Below are 21,681 nucleotides of genomic sequence, written 5' to 3'. Positions count from 1 at the left end.
CCTACCACACATCAGCAAACGGCGCCCGGCCGGCAAGCTCCTCCAGTCGCCGCCGGGTGGCGGCGGTCGTTGCGGCCGGCAGGGCGTCGAGCCCGAAGAAGCCGGCCTCGACAATCTCCCGGTCCTTCAGGCGCGGTGTGGACTGGGTGACGCCTTCGCAGCAGTAGAGGAGAACGTGGTCGCGCTTGCTGGTCTGCCGGTTGAAATAGACGTGCACGAGCCGGGGCGCCGCACCCACAACGAGATTGCCCTCCTCGCGCATCTCCTTGGCCAGCGCCTCCAGCGCCGTCTCGCCGCGCTCGATGCCGCCGCCCGGCAGGTGCCAGCCGGGCACATAGCTGTGACGCACCAGGAAGAGCCGGCCGGCCTCGTCGAAGCAGGCGGCGCGCACGCCCATCGTCATGCCGCGGGAAAGCGCGAAGTAGCCGTGCAGCACACGCGTCGCAAGCCGCCTGAGGCGGCTGCGGGTCGGTGGTGCGGCGGCGGGCTTGTCCTGGTCCATGGCGGCACTTCGCCGGAAGCTTTTGGCCAAATCAAGTCTCACCGCGCCAAAGACCGAGGAATATCCACGCCTTGCGTTCCCCTTGCGCATCTTATGCACTAAGGAAGGATATGTTCAGACTTGCCCATATATCGGACGTCCATCTCGGGCCGCTCCCTGCCCTCACCTTCCTGGAGCTTTTTTCCAAGCGCATCACCGGCTTCGTCAACTGGCACCGCAACCGGCGCCGACACCTCTTCGCCAACACGCTGGACATCGTTCTGGACGATCTCGAGCGGCGCGACCCGGATCATCTGGCGATCACCGGCGACCTCGTGAACCTTGCCTCCTCGCTCGAGATCGCCGCCGTCAAAAGCTGGCTGACGGAGGCTGGCACGCCGGAGAACGTCTCGGTCGTGCCGGGCAACCACGACGCCTATGTGCGGGGCGCCTACGAAAAATCGACCAGGGCCTGGTATCCCTACATGCGTGGCGACAACGCACCGGCCGAATGGGACGAGGACTTTCACGTCTTTCCCTACATGCGGGTTCGCGGCCAGGTGGCGATCATCGGCTGCTCGACGGCGGTCGCAACGCCGCCCTTCGCCGCCTCGGGCTATTTCGGCAGGCGGCAGGCGCGCGAAACCGTCAATCTCCTGCGGGCGGCAGAGAAGCACGGCCTCTTCCGTGTCGTGCTGATCCACCACCCGCCGATCCGCGGCGCAACCTCGCTCCACAAGCGCATGATCGGCATCCGCCGCTTCGCCGCCACGGTCTCGACGGGTGGCGCCGACCTCGTGCTGCACGGCCACACCCACCTCAATACGGTGCATTGGCTGCCCGGGCAGACGAAGCAGATTCCCGTCGTCGGCATTGCCTCGGCCTCGCAGGGGCCGGGCGGCCACAAGCCGCCGGCGGGCTACAACCTGTTCTCCATTTCCGGCGCCCCCGGGAACTGGAACGTCATGCGCGAGCGCTACGCGCTGACGACGGACGGCCTTGCGCTGGCACTGGCGGAAACCACGCGTTTCTAGCATCCCCGGCCGAATAAAACCCTCTATTCCCCCGTCATATCCTCTCAGAACGGTCGGCCCGCAAGAGCACCGAAAGAGCCGGCCGCTCGAACGGCCAGCGCCGGGCAGACGACAAGAACGAGAGGGAACCCATGACCATGCTCCGCCACACCATGCTGCTTTCATTCTGCGCCGCCGTTTCGCTGACGGCGCTGTCGGCCGCGCGCGCAGCCGATTCCGATACCACCACCCCGCCGGTCGCGACCGAAACGACGACGACCTGCACGGACGGCAAGATCTGGAACGAGGAAAAGAAGGAATGCGTCGCGCCCGAGGACCTGAAGCCGGCCGAAGGCACGCCCGCCGAGGGCACGACGCCCGAGGACAAGGCGAAGACGGAGGAGCAGAAGAAGACCGAACGCAAGATCGACGACAAGCTCTATGAGGCCGCACGCGAATTCGCCTATGCCGGCCAGCATGAGAATGCGCTTCGGGCGCTGCGCGCCGCCTACGACCAGGAGGATCCGCGCATCCTCAACTACATGGGCTACAATACCCGCAAGCTCGGCGACATGGCGCGAGGCATGGCCTATTACAAGCGGGCGCTGCAGAAGGACGAGAACTATATCCTCGCCCGCTCCTATATGGGCCAGGCGCTGATCGAGCAGGGCGATATCGAAGGCGCCCGTGTCCAGCTCGTCGAAATCCGCGATCGCGGCGGCGAGAACACCTGGGCCTATCGCGCGCTGCTCCAGTCGCTCGGCGGCGAGCGCACCACTTACTGACAGAATGCCGGCGGCGCCGTCCGGAAACGGCACGGCGCCGGCCGACAAGGGATCAATCGTTGAGGGAACGCGGGAAACTGCGCTCCGGGTTGCCGTTCATGCTTGCAGACCCTAGGAAGAATGTTTCATATCAGACGGTCGCTGCCCGCCCGGCAGCGAATAGAGTTTTGATCCCGAACGTTTCCTTGGAAAAGCAATGCGTCCGACGGCAGAATCGAATGAGTTCCGGCGAGAATTGGTCAATTTGCTGCCGAAGTTGCGCCGTTTTGCGATGACGCTGACGCGCAACGGCAGCGATGCCGACGACCTCGTGCAGGAGGCATGCGAGCGGGCCATCACGCGGAGCCATCTATGGAACGGGGAAGGCCGGCTGGAAAGCTGGGTTTATGCCATGACGCGCAATCTCTGGGTGGATGAGATCCGCAAGCGAAAGGTCCGCACAGGGTCCGGCACGGTAGATGTCGCCGAGCAGGATAGCCTGCATATCGAAGCGTCGGCCGACAAGGCGGTCTATGCCAAGCAGTTGCACAAGTTGATCATGACCATGCCGGAAGGTCTCTCGAGTGTCTTTCTCCTCGTCAATGTCGAAGGTCACAGCTATCGGGAGGCGGCGGATATTCTGGGCATACCGATCGGCACCGTGATGAGCCGGCTTTCTGCGGCCCGCATCCGGCTTGCGGCCATGATCTCGGAACAGATGGAAAGGAGGGCCTGATGGTGGAGAGCACACAGGGTCTTCCGCTCGAAGTACGCTTGTCGGCCTATCTCGATGGCCAGCTGCCGGAAGCGGAAATGGACGAGATCAACGCGATCCTCGCCGAGGACGACGACGCGCGCATTGTCTTCGAGAAGTTGAAGCTCGGCAGCGATTTCGGCGCCCGCGCCTTCGACAAGCTGCTGCAGGAGCCCATTCCGCTCGATCTGGTGCGCAACATCAAGGAGGCGGGCAAAAAGGACGAAGAGCCGCCGAAGGCGGGCTTTGCCGCCATCCCCGTCGCCGTGGCCGCGCCGCGCCGCCCGTCCGCCGTCTGGCCAAAGGCGCTTGCCGCCTCGCTCGTGCTGTTCCTCGCCGGCGGCGCCGCCGGTTATCTCGTCGGCGAACGGCAGGACGGCACGTCTGAGCTTGCCTCTACCCAGTTCGCCCCCGCCCGCACCTGGCTGGACGATATCGCCGACTATCACCGCATCTACGCCCGCCAGACGCGCCATCTCGTGGAAGTGCCTGCGAGTGACAAGGAACATATCGTCGAATGGCTGTCCGCCAGCACGGGCGTGCCCTTCAAGCTGCCTGACCTTTCCGACCAGAACCTGACCTTCGAAGGCGCGCGCCTGCTGGTCGCCGGCGGCAAGCCGGCCGCACAGCTGCTCTATCGCAATGCCCAGAACGAGGTCTTCGCCATCTGTTTCGTCCAGAGCGACCCGGTCGAAACCGTCACGGCCCTCACCGAAAGCATGCGCAACGATATCGGCCTCGTCTCCTGGCAGAAAGGCAGCGCGTCCTATGTCGTGGTCGGCCCCTCGGCCGATCCGGCGCTGGAGCGCATCGCCGAAGCGGTTTCCTCGACGATCTGAGCATTCCCGCAGCGGGTGCACCCACGGTTTTCCGGCATCGAAAAAGCCCGACAGCGTCGCTGTCGGGCTTTTTCCGTTCCAGAATTGCCAACGCTTAGCCGCGAACGGCGAGCACGCGGTTGGCGGCCGAGACGATGGCTTCGAGCGAGGCCGTCACGATGTTCGTGTTGATGCCGACGCCGAACAGCTTGCCGCCGGGATGCTCGACCTCGACATAGGCGATGGCCGCCGCGTTCGAGCCATGCTGGAGCGAGTGCTCGGAATAGTCGGCCACCGACATCGGGATGCCCAGATAGATCGAGAGGGCATTGATGAACCCGTCGATCGGGCCGGTGCCCTTGCCTTCGATGCGCTTCGTCTCGCCGCCATCGGTGATCTCGGCGGCAACGATGCGCGTGCCCTTCTGGCCGGCATCATCGGGATAGGTGTGGTGATCGACGAAGCGCAGGCGCGTGCCCGGCTGCGTGACATAGCGCTGCATGAAGCTCTCATGGATGCGCTTCGACGGCAGCTCCACGCCCTCTTCGTCGGTAATGCGCTGGATCTCCTCGCGGAACTCCACCTGCAGGTTGCGCGGCAGGTTGATGCCGTAGTCTTCCTGCAGGATGTAGGCGATGCCACCCTTGCCGGACTGCGAGTTGATGCGGATGATCGCCTCGTAGGAGCGGCCGACGTCCTGCGGGTCGATCGGCAGATAGGGCACTTCCCAGATCGGCTTGTTGGCCTTCTTGATGGCCTTCATGCCCTTGTTGATAGCGTCCTGGTGCGAGCCAGAGAAGGCCGTATAGACCAGTTCGCCGACATAGGGATGGCGCTCGGGAATGGCCATCTCGTTGGAATATTCGTAGACGGCCTTGATGCGCTCGATGTCGGAGCAGTCGAGCTTGGGATCGACGCCCTGCGTGTACATGTTCAAGGCCAGCGTGACGACGTCGACATTGCCCGTGCGCTCGCCATTGCCGAACAGCGTGCCTTCGACGCGGTCGGCGCCGGCCATCAGCGCCAGTTCGGTCGCGGCGATGCCGGTGCCGCGGTCGTTGTGCGGGTGCAGCGAGATGATGACGTTCTCGCGGTTGTCGATGTTGCGGCACATCCATTCGATCTGGTCGGCATAGATATTCGGCGTCGCCATCTCGACCGTGGACGGCAGGTTGAGGATCAGCTTGTTGTCCGCCGTCGGCTTGACGATCTCCACGACCGCGTTGCAGATCTCCAGCGCCACTTCCAGCTCGGTGCCGGTAAAACTCTCCGGGGAATATTCGAAACGGTAGCCGCCGCCGGCCTTGGCGGCCATGTCGGTGATCATCTTGGCGGCATCGGTGGCGATCTGCTTGATGCCAGGAACGTCCTTGGCGAACACGACGCGGCGCTGCAATTCACTCGTCGAATTGTAGAAATGGATGATCGGCTTGTGGGCGCCTTCCAGGGCTTCAAAGGTGCGGGTGATCAGCTCCGGGCGGCACTGCACCAGCACCTGGAGGGAGACATCCTGAGGCACATTGCCCTCTTCGACACACCAGCGGGCGAAGTCGAAATCGGTCTGCGAAGCGGAGGGGAAACCGATCTCGATTTCCTTGAAACCCATATCCAGCAGCAGCTGGAACATGCGGGCCTTGCGGTCGTGGCCCATCGGGTTGACCAGCGACTGGTTCCCGTCGCGCAGGTCCACCGAACACCAGATCGGCGCCTCGGTAATGGTCTTGCCGGGCCAGGTGCGGTCCGCAATGTTGATCGTCGGGTAGGCCTGATACTTGGTTACGGCCTCGGGCATGCCCTGCTTGGGGGAATGGGTCTTCAAAATCATCGTCTTCGTCTCTTCGTCGTCCCGGCATTCGCGAGAACGTCTTAGCGCAAGCACACGGGCTTGGCGACGGCGAATGCAGCGGAATTCATGCATTGGGGGTGAAACGAGGAGCTATTGCCGGACGGGCTTTTCGGCCGCCGGGCGCTCCTCAGCGAACCCGGCAACCGCGCGTAAGGCCGAGAAGAAGAAGCGAGGAGAAGCCGCGCGAACGCTCACGGACAGCTGCGCTGCCGCGAGAAACCCGTTCGATGATCTGTGCGCTGGTCTTCAACATGAGGCGGCTTATAGCGGGGGAGAGACGAAAGGGCAAGCGGGGCGCAGGATTTTTGCCGAAGCGCCCCTCACCTGCCTGCCGGCATCTTCTCCCCGCAAGCGGGGAGAAGAGCGATGGGCTCTCCGTTCTGCCCCTTCTCCCCGCTTGCGGGGAGAAGGTCCCGGCAGGGGGATGAGGGGCAAGGGCGGATCAGATATCCGCCTGCGACGTCACGATGCGCGAGACGAGGCCATAACCCTTGGCTTCTTCGGCCGAGAGCCAGTAGTCGCGGTCCGTGTCCTTGGCGATCTTCTCGATCGGCTGGCCGGTCGCTTCGGCGAAGATCTTGTTGAGGCGCTCGTTCATCTTGATGATCTCGCGCGCCTGGATCTCGATGTCAGACGCCATGCCGCGGGTGCCGCCCGACGGTTGGTGCAGGAGGAAGCGGGTGTTCGGCAGGCAAAGACGCTGTTCCTTCGGTGCGGCGACATAGATCAGTGCACCGGCGGAAGCGACCCAGCCCGTGCCGATCATCCAGACCTTCGGCTTGATGAACTTGATCATGTCATGGATCGAATCGCCCGATTCGACGTGACCGCCCGGCGAATTCACATAGATGCGGATGTCTTCGTCGCTGGCGGCGGCAAGCGCCACGAGCTGCGAGCAGACCTTCTGCGCCAGTTCCTGGTTGATCGGCCCATAGATAAAGATCGAACGCGACTTGAAAAGGTTCGCCTCCGTTTCCTTGCCCAGGGGCAGTTCCGTCTTCTTGTCGTCTTCGTCGCTCATCCAAAGTCTCCGGATTGCTCGTCAATAGTCCTGTCGCTGTCAGATAATGCGACTCACTGGCCAAGACAATGCAACAAAACCAATAGGTGGCGATAGAGCCTCACCGCGCCACCGGAAAACAGGGTAAATACGCCCGGCAAGGTGCGCACTTTGCGTATGGACCCGGCGCCGGCACTGCTCCTACGATCCTTGCCTTACCGACACAGGCGCCGGTCATTCCCCAGACCGGCGGAACAGGGGACACCATGATCAGACGCATCCCGCTGGCGCTGGCTGCGCTCGCCGTCACGGCCGTACCGGCCTTCGCTCATCTCAATCCGGAAGAGCACGGCTCCTTCATGGCCGGCTTCTCGCATCCGCTCTTCGGCCTCGACCATATCCTCGTCATGGTCGCCGTCGGCCTCTGGGCGGCACAGATCGGCGGCAAGGCGCTCTGGGGCGTGCCGGTGGCCTTCGTTACAACGATGGCGGTCGGCTTCGGCCTTGCACTGGCAGGTATCGATCTGCCCTTCGTCGAGCCGGCGATCCTTGCCTCGGTCGTCGCCCTCGGCCTGCTCGTGGCCATGGCGGTGAAACTCGACACGGCGGCCTCGGCCGCGATCGTCGCCACCTTCGCGCTCTTCCACGGCCATGCCCATGGCGGCGAGCTCGGCAGCGCCGGCGCCTTCGAATTCGGCGTCGGCTTCGTCGTCGCGACCGCGCTGCTCCACATTGCCGGCATCGGTTTCGGCCTCGGCATCGCGCGCCTTTCGGGTGGCGCCATCGCGGCCCGCATCCTCGGGGCCATTACGGCGCTCACCGGCCTGGTTCTCGCCTTCGGCTGATGCCTGACGGGCGGCGGGACAAACCGCTGCCCCCCTTCACCCCCGGCCACGATAGGGCTGGACGCCCTGATCCGGGATCCACACACCCTTCGGCGCGTCGCCCGTCTGCCAGAACACATCGATCGGAATGCCGCCGCGCGGATACCAGTAGGCGCCGATACGCAGCCATTTCGGCTCCAGCAGGCCGACGAGGCGCTTGGCGATGTCGATGGTGCAGTCCTCGTGGAAGGCGCCGTGGTTGCGGAAGGAATGCAAATAGAGCTTCAGCGACTTCGATTCGACCAGCCAGCCATCCGGTATGTAGTCGATGACGATATGCGCGAAATCCGGCTGGCCGGTCATCGGGCAGAGCGAGGTGAATTCCGGCGCGGTGAAACGCACCACGAAATCCGTGCCGGCGTGGCTGCTCGGCACCTTTTCCAGAACGGCGGTGTCCGGGTTGGACGGCAGATCAACCGGCTGGCCGAGCTGCGACAGTCCCGATACGTCAGTCTTGCTCATTGTGAACCTCTTCGATCTTCACTCTGATCCCATGCGCCTTTTCCGTCTCCGGCTCGACATGGATGGCGATCTGCGCGCCCGGCTGCACGGCGCGGATGGCATCCTCCAGCCGGTCGCAGATGTCGTGCGCCTCGCCGACGGGCATCCGCGCCGGCACGACGAGGTGGAAATCAACGAAGGTCGCCGCCCCCGCCCTGCGCGTCTTCAGGTCATGCACGCCGAGCGAGCCCGCGCCGTGCGCGGCAATCGCCGCCTGGATGGCCTCCGCTTCCTCCGGCTCCACCGCATGGTCCATCAGGCCATCGACCGAATGGGCGATGACCTTCCAGCCCTGGTAAAGGATGTTCAGCGCCACAAGCACGGCCAGCAGCGGATCCAGCACCGCATAGCCGGTGGCGATGGCGAGAACGAGGCCGACGAGCACGCCGATCGAAGTCACGACGTCGGAGAGGATGTGCTGTCCGTCCGCCGACAGGGCGGGCGAGCGATAGCGTTTCCCTGCACGGATGAGCGTGTAGGCCCAGACCGCGTTGATCACGCCCGCAAGGAAGTTGATGGCAAGGCCCAGCGCCGGCGCCTCCATCTGTGTGGGTGCAAGCACCGCCGGCAACGCCTCGGCAACGATCAGCAACGCCGCCACGACGATCAGCACGCCCTCCAGGACCGCCGACAGATACTCCGCCTTGTGGTGGCCGAAGGGATGCGTCTTGTCCGCCGGTTTCGCCGCATAGGTGATCGCGGCGAAAGCGACGATGGCCGCCACCACATTGACGCTCGATTCCAGCCCGTCCGACAGGAGCGCCACGGACCCCGTCACCCACCAGGCGACGAGCTTCAGCCCCATGACGAAAAGCGAAAGCGGGATGCCCCAGAGCGCCAGCCGCTTGACCCTGTCAGAATTTCCCATGCCACTCTCCATGCGCATGCAACCGAGTTGCAAAAAGCCTGGTCCATCAACGCAAAACCGCGCGCACGGGGTCGTGCACGCGGTTTTCTCTTGGGGTCGATATCGGCCAGTTCGGCCGTTTTGTCAAAGCCTCAGGCGGCTTTTACCTTCGCTTTTTTCGAAAGGTGCGCCACCACGTTCTCGATCATGCGCATACCGGCATCCTGGCCGAGCGTCATGATCGATTCCGGGTGGAATTGCACCGCCGCCACCGGCTCGCTGGCATGTTCGATACCCATGATCGTGCCGTCCTCGCTTTCCGCCGTGATGATGAAATCACGCGGCAGCGTGGCCGGATCGGCGAAGATCGAATGGTAGCGGCCGACCGTCACCTCGCGGCCGAGACCGGAGAAGACGACGCCCGGCTCCAGCACGCGGATGCGCGACGGCTTGCCGTGCATGGGGATGGCGAGCTGGCGCAGTTCCCCGCCATAGGCCTCGGCAAGCGCCTGCAGGCCGAGGCAGACCCCGAAGATCGGCAGGTTGCGCGCCCGCGCCTTCTTGATCGTCGCCTTGCAGTCGAAATCCTTCGGCGTGCCCGGTCCAGGCGAAAGCACGACGAGATCGGGCTTGATGCGATCGAACACCTCCTCGGGAACCGGCGTGCGAACGGTCGTCACCGTCGCACCCGTCTGGCGGAAGTAGTTGGCGAGCGTGTGGACGAAGCTGTCCTCGTGGTCGACGAGCAGGATATTGACACCAGCGCCGACGGCCGCGACGTCGCGCTGGACTTTTGCGGAATTGCCGGACCTGGCGTCGCGGATGGCGGAGATCATGGCGGAGGCCTTCAGTTCGGTTTCGGCTTCTTCTTCCTCGGGGTTGGAATCGTAGAGCAGCGTGGCACCGGCACGCACCTCCGCGATGCCATCCTTGATGCGGATGGTGCGCAGCGTCAGGCCCGTGTTCATGTCACCGTTGAAGCCGACCATACCGATCGCCCCACCATACCACGCCCGCGGGCTCTTCTCATGCGCCTCGATGAAGCGCATCGCCCAGAGTTTCGGCGCTCCTGTGACCGTGACGGCCCAGGCATGCGAGAGGAAGCCGTCGAAGGCATCCATGTCATCGCGCAGGCGCCCCTCGATATGGTCGACCGTGTGGATGAGGCGCGAATACATCTCGATCTGCCGACGGCCGATGACCTTGACCGAACCCGGCTCGCAGACGCGGCTCTTGTCGTTACGGTCGACGTCCGAGCACATGGTCAGTTCGGATTCGTCCTTCTTGGAGTTGAGCAGTTTCAGGATCTGTTCCGAATCGGCAATCGGATCGTCGCCGCGCTTGATCGTGCCCGAGATCGGGCAGGTCTCGATGCGGCGGCCGGACACGCGCACGAACATTTCCGGCGAGGCGCCGACGAGATATTCCTGGTTGCCGAGATTGATGAAGAAGGAATAGGGCGACGGGTTGATCGCCTTGAGCCGACGGGAGATTTCCGACGGCTTGCTTTCGCAGCGCTCGAAGAATTTCTGGCCCGGAACCACTTCGAACAGGTCGCCGCGCCGAAAACTCTCCTTCGCCTTGACGACGAGCTCGGCATATTCGCCGGGGCGATGATCACCATGCGGCGGGATCACGTCAACGGTCTGGAACGGCTCGGGTGCGATCGCCTCGCCCTTGCCTTCCGTCGAAGTGCCGTCCTTGGCAAAATCATAGCGGTCGATCCAGGCCTTGGCGGCGTAGTGGTCGACGACGAGGATCTCGTCAGGCAGGAAGAGTACCATGTCGCGCTGGTCATCCGGCCGCTTGAGCTTCAGGTCGATTGCATCGAACTGGAAGGCGAGATCGTAGCCGAAGGCGCCGTAAAGGCCGAGGCTCGCGTCCTGGTCCGAATGGAAGAGATCGGTGACGGCGCGCAGCACGGTGAAGACCGTCGGCATCTTGGAACGCTCTTCCTCGGTGAAGACCCGGTCGGGCAGCTTCACCTCGAGATCGAGACGGTTTTCCGTACGGGCGCCGAGCGCCAGTTCCGGCACCTCCGCCAGACGGTCGGCGATGAAGGCGAGCAGTATGGTACCGCGGGCGTTGTAGGCCTCGATCCAGACCGCACGGCCGAAAGAGGAGATGCCGAGCGGCGGATCGACGACGGCGGTGTCCCAGCGGGTATAGCGACCGGGATATTCGTAGTTCGACGAGAAAACCGCGCCGCGCCGTTCGTCAAGCTTGTCGACATAGGCGGAAATCGCATGGGCATAGTCGGCGGCGCGGCGACGACGTGTGACGGTGACCCCGCCCCTCGTCTCGTAGGCTTCGGCACCATCTTCCAGAATTTTCGTGGCCATTCCCCAACTCCGTTTCAGGCCCGGTCCCGTGACGGCGGCCCAAAAAGAAAAAGCCGCCTCGAAGGTTCCGGGCGGCTTGTCGTCTCAATCACGCATGACTGGTCAAGGCCGCCTCAGCGAGCCCACCACCAACCAGCGATGTTGATCATCTTTTCCATGAGCGGAGTGTTAGCGTGAAGTGCCGGCGCACGCAAGGCCGATTGCAGCCCGCGCGACACGGTATTCCGGATGTTGCGCCCTCGCATCACCCGGCATCGCACTTGCTGCGCATCGGACTAGGGCGGCGAAACAATCCGTCAATATGGCGAGAATTCGCCATGCCTGGAGGTTTGCCCCTTCCGTGAGCATATGCTAATGGCGCACGATAAACCATCGACATCAAGGCAAGAACCCATGGTCTCCATCATGGTGGAACAGTTCCGCGAAATGCAGATCCTGCTCGCGGAAACGATCGCGGACTATGAAACACCGGAGTTCACAAGGCTGGACGGCAGGATCGCCCGTGCCTTCGACACCCTCTACCGGTACGAACCGCGCAATGCCGACGAGGCCCACACCCTGGTCGGCCTTTTCCTCGACCTCATCGAAGACAACGACGGCGGCGACAGTGTTCACCTCATTCAGCGGGTGCGCACGATCATCGGCGACTATACCGCCCAGTCCCGTCCGCTGATGGAAATCACAAACGGCGCGGGCATCTAACCGCTCCGCCGGCAACCAAATCCGGTTTCCGGCGTTTCCCCGCTGATCTTGTCAGCCGGGAAACGGAACCATCGTCACGCTCCACCGACCAGCCATGCTCGCCGCCCTCCTCATTCTGGCCGGCGCCGCCGACCTGCCGAAGGACGGCCCCCTGCCCGTAGCAAGGCCGGAACAGAAATCCGAAGAAGGCTCCGGAAAGACTTCGGCAGAAGCCGAGCGCAAGGCGGAAGACGATGCGGAGAAGGCAAAGGAACGCCCCCGGGAGGACGACACAGAGGAAGCCGCCTGCCTGGCGGCACTGAAGACCGTCGGGGCCGGTTTCAAGGCGGTGCCCACCGTCAACGACGGCAAGGCCTGCGGCATCGACAGGCCCGTCCTGCTCGAGACCCTGCCGGGCGGCATCAAGGTCGAGCCCGCAGCGACGATCCGCTGTGAGGCTGCGCTACAGCTCGCCCGTTGGATGGAGGGATCGGTGAAACCGTCCCTCGAAGCCGCCATGCCCGGCGAAACCGTCACCATGCTCTCCCAGGCCTCGGCCTATGTCTGCCGCAACCGCAACAACGCCGAGGACGGCAAGATCTCCGAACACGCCTTCGGCAACGCCGTGGACATTGCCGGCTTTACGCTGAAAAGCGGCAAGACCGTCACGATCCGCCCGGCGGACAAGGAGCCGACCCTCGAAGGCGCGTTCCAGCGCACCATCACGGAGGCAGCCTGCCTCTACTTCACCACGGTGCTCGACCCCGGCAGCGACGCGGCGCACCAGAACCACCTGCATCTCGACGTGAAGGACCGGCGCGGCGGCTACCGCTATTGCTGGTAGGAGGATTATATTTCAGCCGGCTCCTGAAAAACCCGGGTGGCAGCCCTATTTCAGGCGGGGCCTTCCGGCCTTTCGTCCTTTCTGCCCAACAAGGTTCCCGCCATGTCCATCACCCCCTACGATCTCTCCATCCCAGCCTTCCAGCGTGGCTTTACCGTGCTCGCCAAGCTGCTCGACAAGGCCGAGGCCTTCGCTGAAGACAAGAAGATCAAACCGGAAATTCTGGTCAATGCCCGCCTAGCACCGGACATGCTTTCGCTTGCCGGCCAGATCCAGCGCATGAGCGACACCGCAAAGGGCGCCGCCGCGCGCCTGACCGGCACGGCGGCACCGAGCTTTGCCGATGACGAAACCACAGTGGCTGATCTGCGCGCCCGCATCGAGAAGACCACGGCCTATCTCGCCAGCGTGCCGGAAGCCGCCTTCGAAGGCGCAGAGGACCGCACCGTCGTGGTAAAGACACGCGGCGGAGAGCTGAGCTCCTCCGGCAGGGACTATCTCCTCACCTTCGCCCTGCCGAACTTCTACTTCCACCTGACGGCCGCCTACGCGATCCTGCGCCACAATGGCGTCGCAGTGGGCAAGCTGGATTATCTTGGGCGGGCGTAGGGCCTTCTGGACCTTCAGATATCCGGTTCTCCCCTCCGTCATCCTCGGGCTTGACCCGAGGATCCATGCAGCGGGTGTAGCGTGGATGGTCGGGTCAAGCCCGACCATGACGGAACAGAGGTGTGCGAGAGCGCCAACACGCCCGCCTCAGAACAGCCCCTCGATAAAACCTTCCTCGTTGAGGAAGATCTTTTCCGACGACGGCACCTTCGGCAGGCCCGGCATGGTCATGATCTCGCCGGTGATGACGACGACGAAACCGGCACCGGCCGAAAGGCGCACTTCGCGCACCGGCACCGTATGGCCCGAGGGCGCGCCACGCAGGTTCGGGTCGGTCGAGAAGGAATATTGCGTCTTGGCCATGCAGACCGGCAGGTTGCCGTAGCCCTGCTCCTCCCAGATACGCAACTGGTCGCGCACCGACTTGTCCGCGATCACCTCGCCGGCATGGTAGATGTCCTTGGCGATGGTCTCGATCTTCTGGAACAGCGGCATCTCGTCGGGATAGAGCGGCGAGAACTGCGACAATCCGGATTCGGCCAGCTCCACCACCTTGCGCGCAAGGTTCTCGATGCCGGCCGAGCCGAGCGCCCAGTGCCGGCAGAGGATCGCCTCCGCGCCGAGCGTCGCGACATAGTCCTTCACCGCCTGGATTTCCGCATCCGTGTCCGAGATGAAATGGTTGATGGCGACGACAACGGGCACGCCGAACTTCTTGACGTTCTGCACATGACGGCCGAGATTCGCGCAGCCCTTTTTCACCGCATCGATGTTTTCCCGGCCAAGATCGTCCTTCTTCACGCCCCCGTTCATCTTCATGGCGCGCACGGTAGCGACGATCACCGCCGCGTCCGGCTTCAGCCCGGCCTTGCGGCACTTGATGTCGAAGAATTTTTCCGCCCCGAGATCGGCGCCGAAACCGGCTTCCGTCACCACATAGTCGGCGAGTTTCAGCGCCGTCGTGGTTGCGACAACCGAATTGCAGCCGTGCGCGATGTTGGCGAAGGGGCCGCCATGCACGAAGGCCGGATTGTTCTCCAGCGTCTGCACGAGGTTCGGCTGCATGGCATCCTTCAGCAGCACCGTCATCGCGCCGTCCGCCTTGATGTCCCGGGCAAAGACCGGCGACTTGTCTCGGCGATAGCCGACGATGATGCTGCCCAGACGTTTTTCGAGATCCTTCAGGTCCGTCGCAAGGCAGAGGATCGCCATGACCTCCGAGGCAACCGTGATGTCGAAACCCGTCTCGCGCGGATAACCGTTGGCGACCCCGCCGAGCGATGCAACGATGTGGCGCAGCGCCCGGTCGTTCATGTCCATGACACGCCGCCAGGCGATGCGGCGGATGTCGATGTTCTGCTCGTTGCCCCAGTAGATGTGGTTGTCGATGAGCGCGGAAAGCAGGTTGTGTGCCGAGGTGATGGCGTGGAAGTCACCGGTGAAGTGAAGGTTCATGTCCTCCATCGGCACGACCTGCGCGTAACCGCCGCCAGCCGCTCCGCCCTTCACGCCGAAGCACGGCCCGAGCGAGGCCTCGCGGATACAGGTGATCGCCTTTTTGCCGATACGGTTGAGGCCGTCGCCGAGGCCGACCGTCGTCGTCGTCTTGCCCTCGCCGGCCGGCGTGGGATTGATCGCGGTGACGAGGATCAGCTTGCCGTTCTTCTTGCCCTTCTGCCCGGCAATGAACTCGGCGCTGATCTTCGCCTTGTCATGGCCATAGGGCAACAGATGCTCGGCGGGAATGCCGAGCTTTTCGCCGATCTCCAGGATCGGCCTCTTCTTTGCGGCGCGGGCTATTTCGATATCGGATTTCACGTCGGCCATGCGGTGTCGCTCCCTTTCGGCACTGCTACCGCAACCGGGCTCCTCCCCCGAAGGCGGCGCTTCCTTCCTTGTCTGGCGCGCCATTTCACCGTGAAGCCCGTGGCGATGCCACACCGGGTTTTGCCGCCCGCTAGACCAGAAGCGACACACGGAGATAAATTTGCGCCTGAAACGAAAGCGGCGCGCGTTATCCGACGCGCGCCACTTTAAAAGCTCTGTCTTATTTATCGCGCCAGCACATCGCGCATTTCGACGAGATTTGAGCGCACGCGCAGAATGTAGAAGCCCATCGTGGCTAGATGCGTCGGCATGATCCACCCGTCTTCGCGGCCGTTCGAAATGATTGCCGGCTGGATGTTCAGCGCGGACCGCAGCTGCTTGATGCTTTCCACCCAGAGCGGCTCGATGCCGCGCGCCTTGATGACGGCGTCGAAATCCGCACCGGCAGCGGCGAGGATGCCATAGTAGCCGTAGAGCTGGCCATAGGCGAACCAGAAACGATCGTCGGCACGCGTATCGAACCAGCCGCCATTGTGGAACTCCGACCGCTCGCGAATGATGGCCGAAGTCGAGCCGATATCGTTGGCGATGCGGTCGAGGAATTCGATCAGGTTGTCCGAGCGGCCGTCGAAGATCGCGTCACAGGCTTCGAGCGAGGCGTTGAACTTGCGCAGGTCCGCCATGGCCGTGCGATAGTAGTTCGGCGTCGGGGTCTTCGGCAGCAGCGAATCCGAGCCGAAATACCAGGTTTCCTCATCGAACTGGATATTGCCGCGGGCGCGCTGGAGATCGGCATTGATGCCCGAAGTGCCGCGCACGCGGCCGAGCGAATCGACGAGCTCCACCGCCGTGCGGCGGACCGCCTGGTTGATGCCGCGCTGGAACGAGGCCTTGTTGTCGAACCAGGGCGTCTTGTCCCAGTCGAGGCCGAAGAGCCCAAGCTTGTAGAGCAGCATGGAGGAGATCCAGGCATTCTGGTCGACATTGTAGTCGATGAGATCGGCCGTTACGTCGACGATCGCCGAGCGCACGCAGGTCTTCGGCTCCGGCTCGGCAACCTCGCCCGTTGCCGGCGTTGTCGCCTGGGCGCCCGAGGCGGCCGTACCGGCATCCTGCTTGCGCTGGGCAAGGTTGTAGCTGTTGACGTAGTCGGGGTTGAAGCCGCTCCACATCTGGGTCTGCCAGATGAAATAGGCGTAGAAGCCGATGAGCACGAGAAGGCCGATGCCGATCGGCCCCTTGATGATCCAGCCCCGCGCCCGATACCAGTTCGTCACCGTCATGAACGGCCAGAGGATCCAGGCGATCACGAGGCCGATGCCCCGGCCGATGGCCGCGAAGATGCGTTGGAAAAACGCGACGATCGGGTCAAGCATGGGCGTCGTCCTCTTTGATACCGAATAGTTTCCTGCGGAAGGCAGCCTTGTCCTGCAGATAGGTCCGCGTCAACGTCGTCACAACATAGGCGCGGAACTTTTCGCTGTATTGTTCGTAGGCGGCGTAGAACCCTTGCTTGTCGAAGACGAAGCGGGAGACGAAGTCGTAGGGAACCATCCGCGAAATCAGGCGGTTGACCAGCCACTGGTCCGGGTGCGCCGGTGCGGCGCGCACCAGCATGAAGCGCCGCTCCGGCGATACCTCGTTGATCTTGATCTCGCCCGTCGACGCGACGGTACGGATCGCCTCCTGCAGGAAGGGGTAGGTCCCGTCGCGCGCCACGAGCTCGGCGTTGCGGTGCATCCAGGTCTGCAGCCAGATGCGGTCGGCCTTTTCGAGATCGGCGGTCGGATCGCCCCGGTTGACGAGGCCGACGACCGTCATCTCCGCGCGATGCTGGAAAAGGCCGGACGGCTCCACCCACGAGGCGCGCGGCAGCTCCAGCCGTTTGGTGGAAGCCAGGAAATCGAAGATGCGCTTGTGATCGTCGAGCGCGATATAGCTCACCTGCCAGGGCCGCGAGCGGCGGAAGCCGGGCACGGAGGGATCGCAGATGACGGTCGTCGTCTTGTCGTCGAGGAAGACATAGACGCCGCCGAAATGATTCGCCCAATAGGCTTCGTGGCGGAAGACGAGCTGGTCCGGCACCAGCGCGTTCTGGCGGATGTCGCCGGTCTGCTTGGCAAGCTCCACCATGCGGTTGAGCATGGCGTCATCCGACCAGGCATTCGGTACGGTCTTCAGCCGATCGACCAGCCCGCGCAGCTCCGCCGCCTTGCCCAGCATGTCCTCGGCAGAGAGCACCTTGAAGCGCACCTCGTTGATCGACAGCAGGTCGTCGATGTCGTTGACGACGGAAACGGAATCCTCGATCTCGCCATAGAGCGCATCGCGGATGGTGATGGCGTTGATCGCCCGCGCATTGGCCGAGAAGAACTCGTGCATCAGGGCGGCGGTGTTGGAAAAGCTCGTATGCACCACCGGCAGGTTCACCTGCTCCGGCGTCATGATGACGAAGCGGCGGTTGACGCGGTTCGGATCGAGGTAGTCCCGGTCGCCGAGTTCGTCGGCGATCTCGGGCGAAAAACCGGTCATGTCGATGCGGAAGCTGGTCAGCGCCGTGCGCTTGATGCCGAAGCCGTCCAGCGCCTTGTTGTAGCGCTCGACCAGATGCGGTTCATCGATCGGCAGGAGCCGGCCATAGATCAATTCGGCTTCGAGGAGGCGTTTCATGGGCGCTCCGCTGCAGGCAGATATGTAAAGTCCGCTGCCGATACGCGCTCGGAAAGACGCCCTTCACACGCTGCCAAAATCGTTTCCAACACAGCCTCGCGCTCTCCTATTACATCAACGTTCCAGAAGCGGGCAACTGACCAGCCATTTATGCGCATGAATTCATTTCGTTTCTGGTCATACTCACTACCGACATGCTGGCTCCCGTCAACCTCGACCACCAGCATTTTCTCCCGGCACGCAAAGTCAGCATAGTATGGCCCGATCGCAAATTGCCGCACAAACTTGAGACCGTTCAGACGACGGCCACGCAAGTCGGACCAAAGCAATGCCTCTGCATCATTGTCGACTTGGCGCAGTCGGCGGGCCTTGACGGTCTTTCGCTCGTTTGCGCCGCGCATTTGCCCCTCACCCTAACCCTCTCCCCGCAAGCGGGGAGAGGGAACATACCCCGCAAAAGGCTGTTGATCGGGAGAACCCATTACCGCAAATCCCTTCTCCCCGCTTGCGGGGAGAAGGTGGCCGGCAGGCCGGATGAGGGGCACTCCCGCGATCACCACCGCCCCTCCGCCTTCATCCTCTCGATCTCGTGGATCGCCTTTTCGCGCTGGCGTTCGCGGCGGATGATGTCCGAAACGGCAGCGTCGTCGGATTTGTCGGTGTAGCGGAATTCGCTGTCGGCGTAGCGGTTGATCTCCTGGAGCACCATCTCCATGGTGATCGGCCCGCGCAGCTCCTCGATCATCGCCTTCTTCTCGTCGTAGCCCTTGTGCATGAAAGCGCCGGCCGTCGCGAACCAGTCGTCCGGTAGCTCCACGTCCATGGCGCGCATCTTGATGGCATCGGTGATGTTCTTGACGGCGCGGCCGGTAAAACGCGGTTCGGCAATCTTGATGCGGTGCAGATAGGCGCCGATATCGGCGAGCGTCTTGATCGCGCCGTGCTCCTTCTCGTGCATCTCCCAGACGGCAAGCAGGCCGTCTTCCTGCGGTTTGGCATGCTGCCCATAGGAGGTGGAGACGGCGCGCTTGATCTCCTGCCCCTCGAAAAGCGTGTGCCCGCCGAGCGGGATCGCATGGTTCTTGCCGACCAGCATGGCGAAGATGTCGATATAGTCGTCCTCGGTCTGCGGCCCGTCGACAAGCCACCGCGCGCCGGCGCGCTGGCGGAGCGCGTCATCGACATTTTCCGGATAGTTGGAGAACATGCCGAAGGTGCAGTTGCCGCGCACCACGGTCGAGGCGCCGGCAAAGCTCTCCATCAAAACGGCGGTGACTTCGTGCTGGCCGGCGGAGGCGCGGTCGTCGGACCGTTTCGCGGCCACCTGGTCGACATCATCGATCGTGCCGAACCCGATCGCCTTGGGATTAATGACGTTGTTGACGAATTCCTTGCAATTCTGGCCGGATTTACCCTGGTAGGACGAGATCTGGTCAACGCCGAAATTCTCGTAGTGGAAGGCATAGCCGGCGGTCTGGCAGTAGCCGTTGACGAGGCCGGCGAGCATCTGGATGAGGATCGTCTTGCCGGTGCCCGGCATGCCGTCACCAATGAAAGTGAAGAGGAAGCCGCCGAGTTCGACGAAAGGGTTGAACTGGCGCTCGAAATCATAGGCGACCAGCATCTTGGCAAGCTTCATCGCCTGGTATTTGGCGATGTGGTTGCCGATGATCTCCTCCGGTTTCTTGAAGGTCATCGTGAGCGGCTTGCGCTTCTGTCCGGGCGCAACGTCGAAACCGGAAAGCGTGAAATCGTCCTGCTCGATGCGGATATGGGCATTCTCGAAGCCGGCAAGGCCGGTGAAGCGCGCGCGACGCCCGATCAGCCCCTCGATGGCAACGCGCGAAAAGGCGCGGGCACGGCTGATGAGCGCCGCATCGTCAGGCGCCCCGGCAAGCGTGCGGTCAAGACCGGCGACCATGCTTTTCAAGGCATCCTGCGGCGTATCGAAGAGATAATCCGGCTCGCCGCCGTCCTCCACCGGCTCCCCCTCGCCCGGCAGCGTCGCGCCGAGATAGGCGGCGAAGGTAAAGGCGGCAATGTAGGCGGAGGCGGAAAGCAGCGCCTTGAACTGGTTGGCCTCTTCGCCCGCCAGCGGCGAAGCGAGATTGCGCGCCTGTAGGCCCTCCAGATTGGTCTGGCGGGAAAACGCATCCGTCACCGCCAGCGCCACCTGCAGCCCACGGCGGGAGCGGAAGAGCACGGCATGCTGCTGCGGCGTCAGCAGCGGATCGGCTGCATGCACGGACTGGATGGTTTTTGCGAGTTCCACCTCACGCGTGCGTCTTGTGCCGGCGGTCGAGACGGTGGAGACGAAACGCCGGCCGGTGCCGGCGAGCGCTGTGCCGCTCTTGCCGTCTTCGCTTTCGAGGATGACGAGCTTTGTGACGAGGCTCTGCGCCGTCGCCTGGTGCTTGGCGATATCGTCTTCGTGGATCGTCGTCAGTCCGGCATTGAGGCTCATCGGTCTCAGTCCTTCCGAAAATTCGGCGACGAAAAGCCACCGAGAGATTTTAGGCTCCGCGGAGCCGTTTGCAGCCGGTGTTCAACAAGGCCGGCGAGGCGAGAGGAGAGCCTAGCCTTCGCTGATCACCTGGTTGCCCGAGATCACGTGCACCTTGTAAGCGCCGAAAATGCCGGCGGTCTCGCCGGCGGCATAGAGCGCCTGATAGGCATCGTGCGGCACCAGCGCGTGTTTCTCGTAGGCGCTGACACCCATGCGGGCGGCCTCGAGATCGTTGGTCTCGATGTGGAACTCCTCCTGCGCCGGGGTGGAACTCCAGAACCCCTTTTGCGCCGGCCGCTCGGCCTTGGAAAAGACCTCCTGCACCGTCCAGGTCAAAAGCCAGGCATTTTCCGGCTTCCTCACCTTGGAAAGGATCTCGTTGACCCGTTCGTTGTTCTCGGTGATTCCGGCCGAATAGAACGGGCCGAGCACGATGCGGCGCAACTGCTTGGGGTGCAGCGTCGGGAAATCCTTGTCGAGATTGGTGGCGATGGTCGCCGGCGTCAGCGAGTAAGCGCTGTTCTTCAGCGCAAAATCGTCGAAGCGGCTGGCAAGCTCGGGATTGAGCAGGCCGCCGACCGGCAGCGGAATGTCCACATCAGGATTGAGCTTGCCGTCTTTCGTCACCAGCATGTTGATGACGTTTTCGCCCGAATCCTCGATGGTCGCCATATAGACCATCGGCAATGTCGCCGTGCCGTCGAAAGCGCCCCAGCACACGACATAGTAGGGCCGCATGGTCTTCGGATTGACCGCCACGCGGATCGTTTCCGGCAGCACGAAGGGCGAGAAGATGTCGCCCTTGCCGATCTGCTCCAGATAGAGCCGTTCGGCCATGCGTGCCTGGAGGTCGCTCGGAAAGACCTTCTGGCGCAGGATGAAATCCGCCATCTCGCCGCGCAGCTGGTCGGCGTTCGGGATCGCAGCAAGCCGTTTTTCCGCGCTCTGCCGGTCGTTTTCCAGCTCCAGCACATTCTGAAACACCGGAAAGCCGCTCTCGGCGCGCGACACGCGGAACTGCTGGACGAAGCCGATGCGGTTTTCCCAGCAGGCGAAGGAGGCCTTCAGCCGGGCAAGATAGGGCACGACGATCTCGCCCACCACGGAATTGCGGTAGAGTGGCGAGTTGCGGTCGGCAAGGAAGATTTCCAGCCCGCCAAGGGCGGCGCGGATGGTGGAGAAATATTGCGCGACGGCGCTGTCGGCGGTGGCGTTCATGGCGCAGCATCCTCGCGGGCGGTCCGCAGTCGCCCCTCATCCGGCCTGCCGGCCACCTTCTCCCCGTAAACGGGGC

At 63.3% G+C, this 21,681-nt stretch carries 20 protein-coding genes; 8 read left to right on the top strand and 12 right to left on the bottom strand.

The genetic code is table 11. From position 1 onward, the window contains the following. Position 1: 1 nt before the first annotated feature. Complete coding sequence (locus tag EXZ48_RS17485; RefSeq protein ID WP_130517313.1) at positions 2–502, bottom strand: NUDIX domain-containing protein; 501 nt, start codon at positions 500–502, stop codon at positions 2–4. A gap of 110 nt (positions 503–612) precedes the next feature. Between EXZ48_RS17485 and EXZ48_RS17480 the strand changes: the two genes are divergently transcribed. From EXZ48_RS17480 to EXZ48_RS17465, 4 genes are all read left to right on the top strand, one after another. Beyond that, on the top strand, positions 613–1,515 hold the full coding sequence (locus tag EXZ48_RS17480) for a metallophosphoesterase (RefSeq protein WP_130517311.1): 903 nt from the start codon (positions 613–615) through the stop codon (positions 1,513–1,515). Positions 1,516–1,646: 131 nt separating this feature from the next. After that, positions 1,647–2,279: a tetratricopeptide repeat protein gene (locus tag EXZ48_RS17475; protein ID WP_024270475.1), complete on the top strand. Its 633-nt coding sequence runs from the start codon at positions 1,647–1,649 to the stop codon at positions 2,277–2,279. A 196-nt stretch (positions 2,280–2,475) separates the two neighbouring features. After that, positions 2,476–2,994, top strand: a complete 519-nt coding sequence (locus EXZ48_RS17470; protein WP_024270476.1) for an RNA polymerase sigma factor — start codon at positions 2,476–2,478, stop codon at positions 2,992–2,994. Next, positions 2,994–3,851: an anti-sigma factor gene (locus EXZ48_RS17465; RefSeq protein ID WP_023517262.1), complete on the top strand. Its 858-nt coding sequence runs from the start codon at positions 2,994–2,996 to the stop codon at positions 3,849–3,851. Before EXZ48_RS17470 ends, EXZ48_RS17465 begins: the two co-directional genes overlap by 1 nt. Before the next feature lie 94 nt (positions 3,852–3,945). Here the strand turns inward: EXZ48_RS17465 and leuA are convergent, their stop codons facing one another. Both leuA and EXZ48_RS17455 read right to left on the bottom strand, forming a co-directional pair. Next, on the bottom strand, positions 3,946–5,655 hold the full coding sequence (leuA, locus tag EXZ48_RS17460) for a 2-isopropylmalate synthase (RefSeq protein WP_024270160.1): 1,710 nt from the start codon (positions 5,653–5,655) through the stop codon (positions 3,946–3,948). Between the two features lie 463 nt (positions 5,656–6,118). Beyond that, positions 6,119–6,697, bottom strand: coding sequence for an ATP-dependent Clp protease proteolytic subunit (locus EXZ48_RS17455; RefSeq protein ID WP_024270161.1), 579 nt, complete (start codon positions 6,695–6,697; stop codon positions 6,119–6,121). 245 nt (positions 6,698–6,942) lie between these two features. On the opposite strand from EXZ48_RS17455, the gene EXZ48_RS17450 reads away from it, so the two are divergent. After that, positions 6,943–7,521: a HupE/UreJ family protein gene (locus EXZ48_RS17450; RefSeq protein ID WP_130517309.1), complete on the top strand. Its 579-nt coding sequence runs from the start codon at positions 6,943–6,945 to the stop codon at positions 7,519–7,521. 36 nt (positions 7,522–7,557) lie between these two features. Here the strand turns inward: EXZ48_RS17450 and queF are convergent, their stop codons facing one another. The 3 genes from queF to EXZ48_RS17435 form a co-directional block, all read right to left on the bottom strand. Continuing rightward, entirely contained in the window at positions 7,558–8,022 is a 465-nt protein-coding gene (queF, locus tag EXZ48_RS17445; protein WP_023514855.1) for a preQ(1) synthase, read from the bottom strand. Further along, positions 8,009–8,929, bottom strand: coding sequence for a cation diffusion facilitator family transporter (locus EXZ48_RS17440; RefSeq protein ID WP_130517307.1), 921 nt, complete (start codon positions 8,927–8,929; stop codon positions 8,009–8,011). The genes queF and EXZ48_RS17440 overlap by 14 nt, the downstream gene beginning before the upstream one ends. 131 nt (positions 8,930–9,060) lie before the next feature. Beyond that, the gene (locus EXZ48_RS17435; protein ID WP_130517305.1) at positions 9,061–11,250 is read right to left on the bottom strand and encodes an anthranilate synthase; all 2,190 of its coding nucleotides are present in this window, start codon (positions 11,248–11,250) and stop codon (positions 9,061–9,063) included. A 393-nt stretch (positions 11,251–11,643) separates the two neighbouring features. On the opposite strand from EXZ48_RS17435, the gene EXZ48_RS17430 reads away from it, so the two are divergent. The 3 genes from EXZ48_RS17430 to EXZ48_RS17420 all read left to right on the top strand — a co-directional run bounded on the left by EXZ48_RS17430 (position 11,644) and on the right by EXZ48_RS17420 (position 13,384). Beyond that, the gene (locus tag EXZ48_RS17430) at positions 11,644–11,952 is read left to right on the top strand and encodes a hypothetical protein (protein ID WP_024270162.1); all 309 of its coding nucleotides are present in this window, start codon (positions 11,644–11,646) and stop codon (positions 11,950–11,952) included. Between the two features lie 94 nt (positions 11,953–12,046). Then, the gene (locus EXZ48_RS17425) at positions 12,047–12,775 is read left to right on the top strand and encodes an extensin family protein (RefSeq protein WP_130517303.1); all 729 of its coding nucleotides are present in this window, start codon (positions 12,047–12,049) and stop codon (positions 12,773–12,775) included. Positions 12,776–12,877: 102 nt separating this feature from the next. After that, positions 12,878–13,384: a DUF1993 family protein gene (locus EXZ48_RS17420; RefSeq protein WP_130517301.1), complete on the top strand. Its 507-nt coding sequence runs from the start codon at positions 12,878–12,880 to the stop codon at positions 13,382–13,384. A 147-nt stretch (positions 13,385–13,531) separates the two neighbouring features. Here EXZ48_RS17420 and EXZ48_RS17415 read toward each other — a convergent pair whose 3' ends face one another. The 6 genes from EXZ48_RS17415 to EXZ48_RS17390 all read right to left on the bottom strand — a co-directional run bounded on the left by EXZ48_RS17415 (position 13,532) and on the right by EXZ48_RS17390 (position 21,605). Further along, positions 13,532–15,211, bottom strand: coding sequence for a formate--tetrahydrofolate ligase (locus tag EXZ48_RS17415; RefSeq protein WP_023514037.1), 1,680 nt, complete (start codon positions 15,209–15,211; stop codon positions 13,532–13,534). A gap of 224 nt (positions 15,212–15,435) precedes the next feature. Then, positions 15,436–16,587 carry a DUF2333 family protein gene (locus EXZ48_RS17410; RefSeq protein WP_023514036.1) on the bottom strand — a complete coding sequence of 384 codons (1,152 nt, stop codon included), beginning with the start codon at positions 16,585–16,587 and terminating at the stop codon, positions 15,436–15,438. Beyond that, positions 16,580–17,881, bottom strand: coding sequence for a DUF6638 family protein (locus EXZ48_RS17405; RefSeq protein ID WP_130517299.1), 1,302 nt, complete (start codon positions 17,879–17,881; stop codon positions 16,580–16,582). Before EXZ48_RS17405 ends, EXZ48_RS17410 begins: the two co-directional genes overlap by 8 nt. Then, entirely contained in the window at positions 17,878–18,282 is a 405-nt protein-coding gene (locus tag EXZ48_RS17400) for an endonuclease domain-containing protein (RefSeq protein WP_023516032.1), read from the bottom strand. Before EXZ48_RS17400 ends, EXZ48_RS17405 begins: the two co-directional genes overlap by 4 nt. A 152-nt stretch (positions 18,283–18,434) precedes the next feature. Beyond that, entirely contained in the window at positions 18,435–20,345 is a 1,911-nt protein-coding gene (locus EXZ48_RS17395; RefSeq protein ID WP_130517297.1) for an AAA family ATPase, read from the bottom strand. A 111-nt stretch (positions 20,346–20,456) separates the two neighbouring features. Next, positions 20,457–21,605 carry a hypothetical protein gene (locus EXZ48_RS17390; protein WP_130517295.1) on the bottom strand — a complete coding sequence of 383 codons (1,149 nt, stop codon included), beginning with the start codon at positions 21,603–21,605 and terminating at the stop codon, positions 20,457–20,459. Between the last annotated feature and the right edge of the window lie 76 nt (positions 21,606–21,681).

Source organism: Shinella sp. JR1-6, from assembly GCF_004284735.1.
Lineage (GTDB): Bacteria > Pseudomonadota > Alphaproteobacteria > Rhizobiales > Rhizobiaceae > Shinella.
This window is presented reverse-complemented; position numbering and strand designations above follow the sequence as displayed.

Coding starts and splice junctions, on each gene's coding strand:
- EXZ48_RS17485 (WP_130517313.1), bottom strand. CDS start 502: ATGGACCAGGACAAGCCCGCCGCCGCACCACCGACCCGCAGCCGCCTC.
- EXZ48_RS17480 (WP_130517311.1), top strand. CDS start 613: ATGTTCAGACTTGCCCATATATCGGACGTCCATCTCGGGCCGCTCCCT.
- EXZ48_RS17475 (WP_024270475.1), top strand. CDS start 1,647: ATGACCATGCTCCGCCACACCATGCTGCTTTCATTCTGCGCCGCCGTT.
- EXZ48_RS17470 (WP_024270476.1), top strand. CDS start 2,476: ATGCGTCCGACGGCAGAATCGAATGAGTTCCGGCGAGAATTGGTCAAT.
- EXZ48_RS17465 (WP_023517262.1), top strand. CDS start 2,994: ATGGTGGAGAGCACACAGGGTCTTCCGCTCGAAGTACGCTTGTCGGCC.
- leuA (WP_024270160.1), bottom strand. CDS start 5,655: ATGATTTTGAAGACCCATTCCCCCAAGCAGGGCATGCCCGAGGCCGTA.
- EXZ48_RS17455 (WP_024270161.1), bottom strand. CDS start 6,697: ATGAGCGACGAAGACGACAAGAAGACGGAACTGCCCCTGGGCAAGGAA.
- EXZ48_RS17450 (WP_130517309.1), top strand. CDS start 6,943: ATGATCAGACGCATCCCGCTGGCGCTGGCTGCGCTCGCCGTCACGGCC.
- queF (WP_023514855.1), bottom strand. CDS start 8,022: ATGAGCAAGACTGACGTATCGGGACTGTCGCAGCTCGGCCAGCCGGTT.
- EXZ48_RS17440 (WP_130517307.1), bottom strand. CDS start 8,929: ATGGGAAATTCTGACAGGGTCAAGCGGCTGGCGCTCTGGGGCATCCCG.
- EXZ48_RS17435 (WP_130517305.1), bottom strand. CDS start 11,250: ATGGCCACGAAAATTCTGGAAGATGGTGCCGAAGCCTACGAGACGAGG.
- EXZ48_RS17430 (WP_024270162.1), top strand. CDS start 11,644: ATGGTCTCCATCATGGTGGAACAGTTCCGCGAAATGCAGATCCTGCTC.
- EXZ48_RS17425 (WP_130517303.1), top strand. CDS start 12,047: ATGCTCGCCGCCCTCCTCATTCTGGCCGGCGCCGCCGACCTGCCGAAG.
- EXZ48_RS17420 (WP_130517301.1), top strand. CDS start 12,878: ATGTCCATCACCCCCTACGATCTCTCCATCCCAGCCTTCCAGCGTGGC.
- EXZ48_RS17415 (WP_023514037.1), bottom strand. CDS start 15,211: ATGGCCGACGTGAAATCCGATATCGAAATAGCCCGCGCCGCAAAGAAG.
- EXZ48_RS17410 (WP_023514036.1), bottom strand. CDS start 16,587: ATGCTTGACCCGATCGTCGCGTTTTTCCAACGCATCTTCGCGGCCATC.
- EXZ48_RS17405 (WP_130517299.1), bottom strand. CDS start 17,881: ATGAAACGCCTCCTCGAAGCCGAATTGATCTATGGCCGGCTCCTGCCG.
- EXZ48_RS17400 (WP_023516032.1), bottom strand. CDS start 18,282: ATGCGCGGCGCAAACGAGCGAAAGACCGTCAAGGCCCGCCGACTGCGC.
- EXZ48_RS17395 (WP_130517297.1), bottom strand. CDS start 20,345: ATGAGCCTCAATGCCGGACTGACGACGATCCACGAAGACGATATCGCC.
- EXZ48_RS17390 (WP_130517295.1), bottom strand. CDS start 21,605: ATGAACGCCACCGCCGACAGCGCCGTCGCGCAATATTTCTCCACCATC.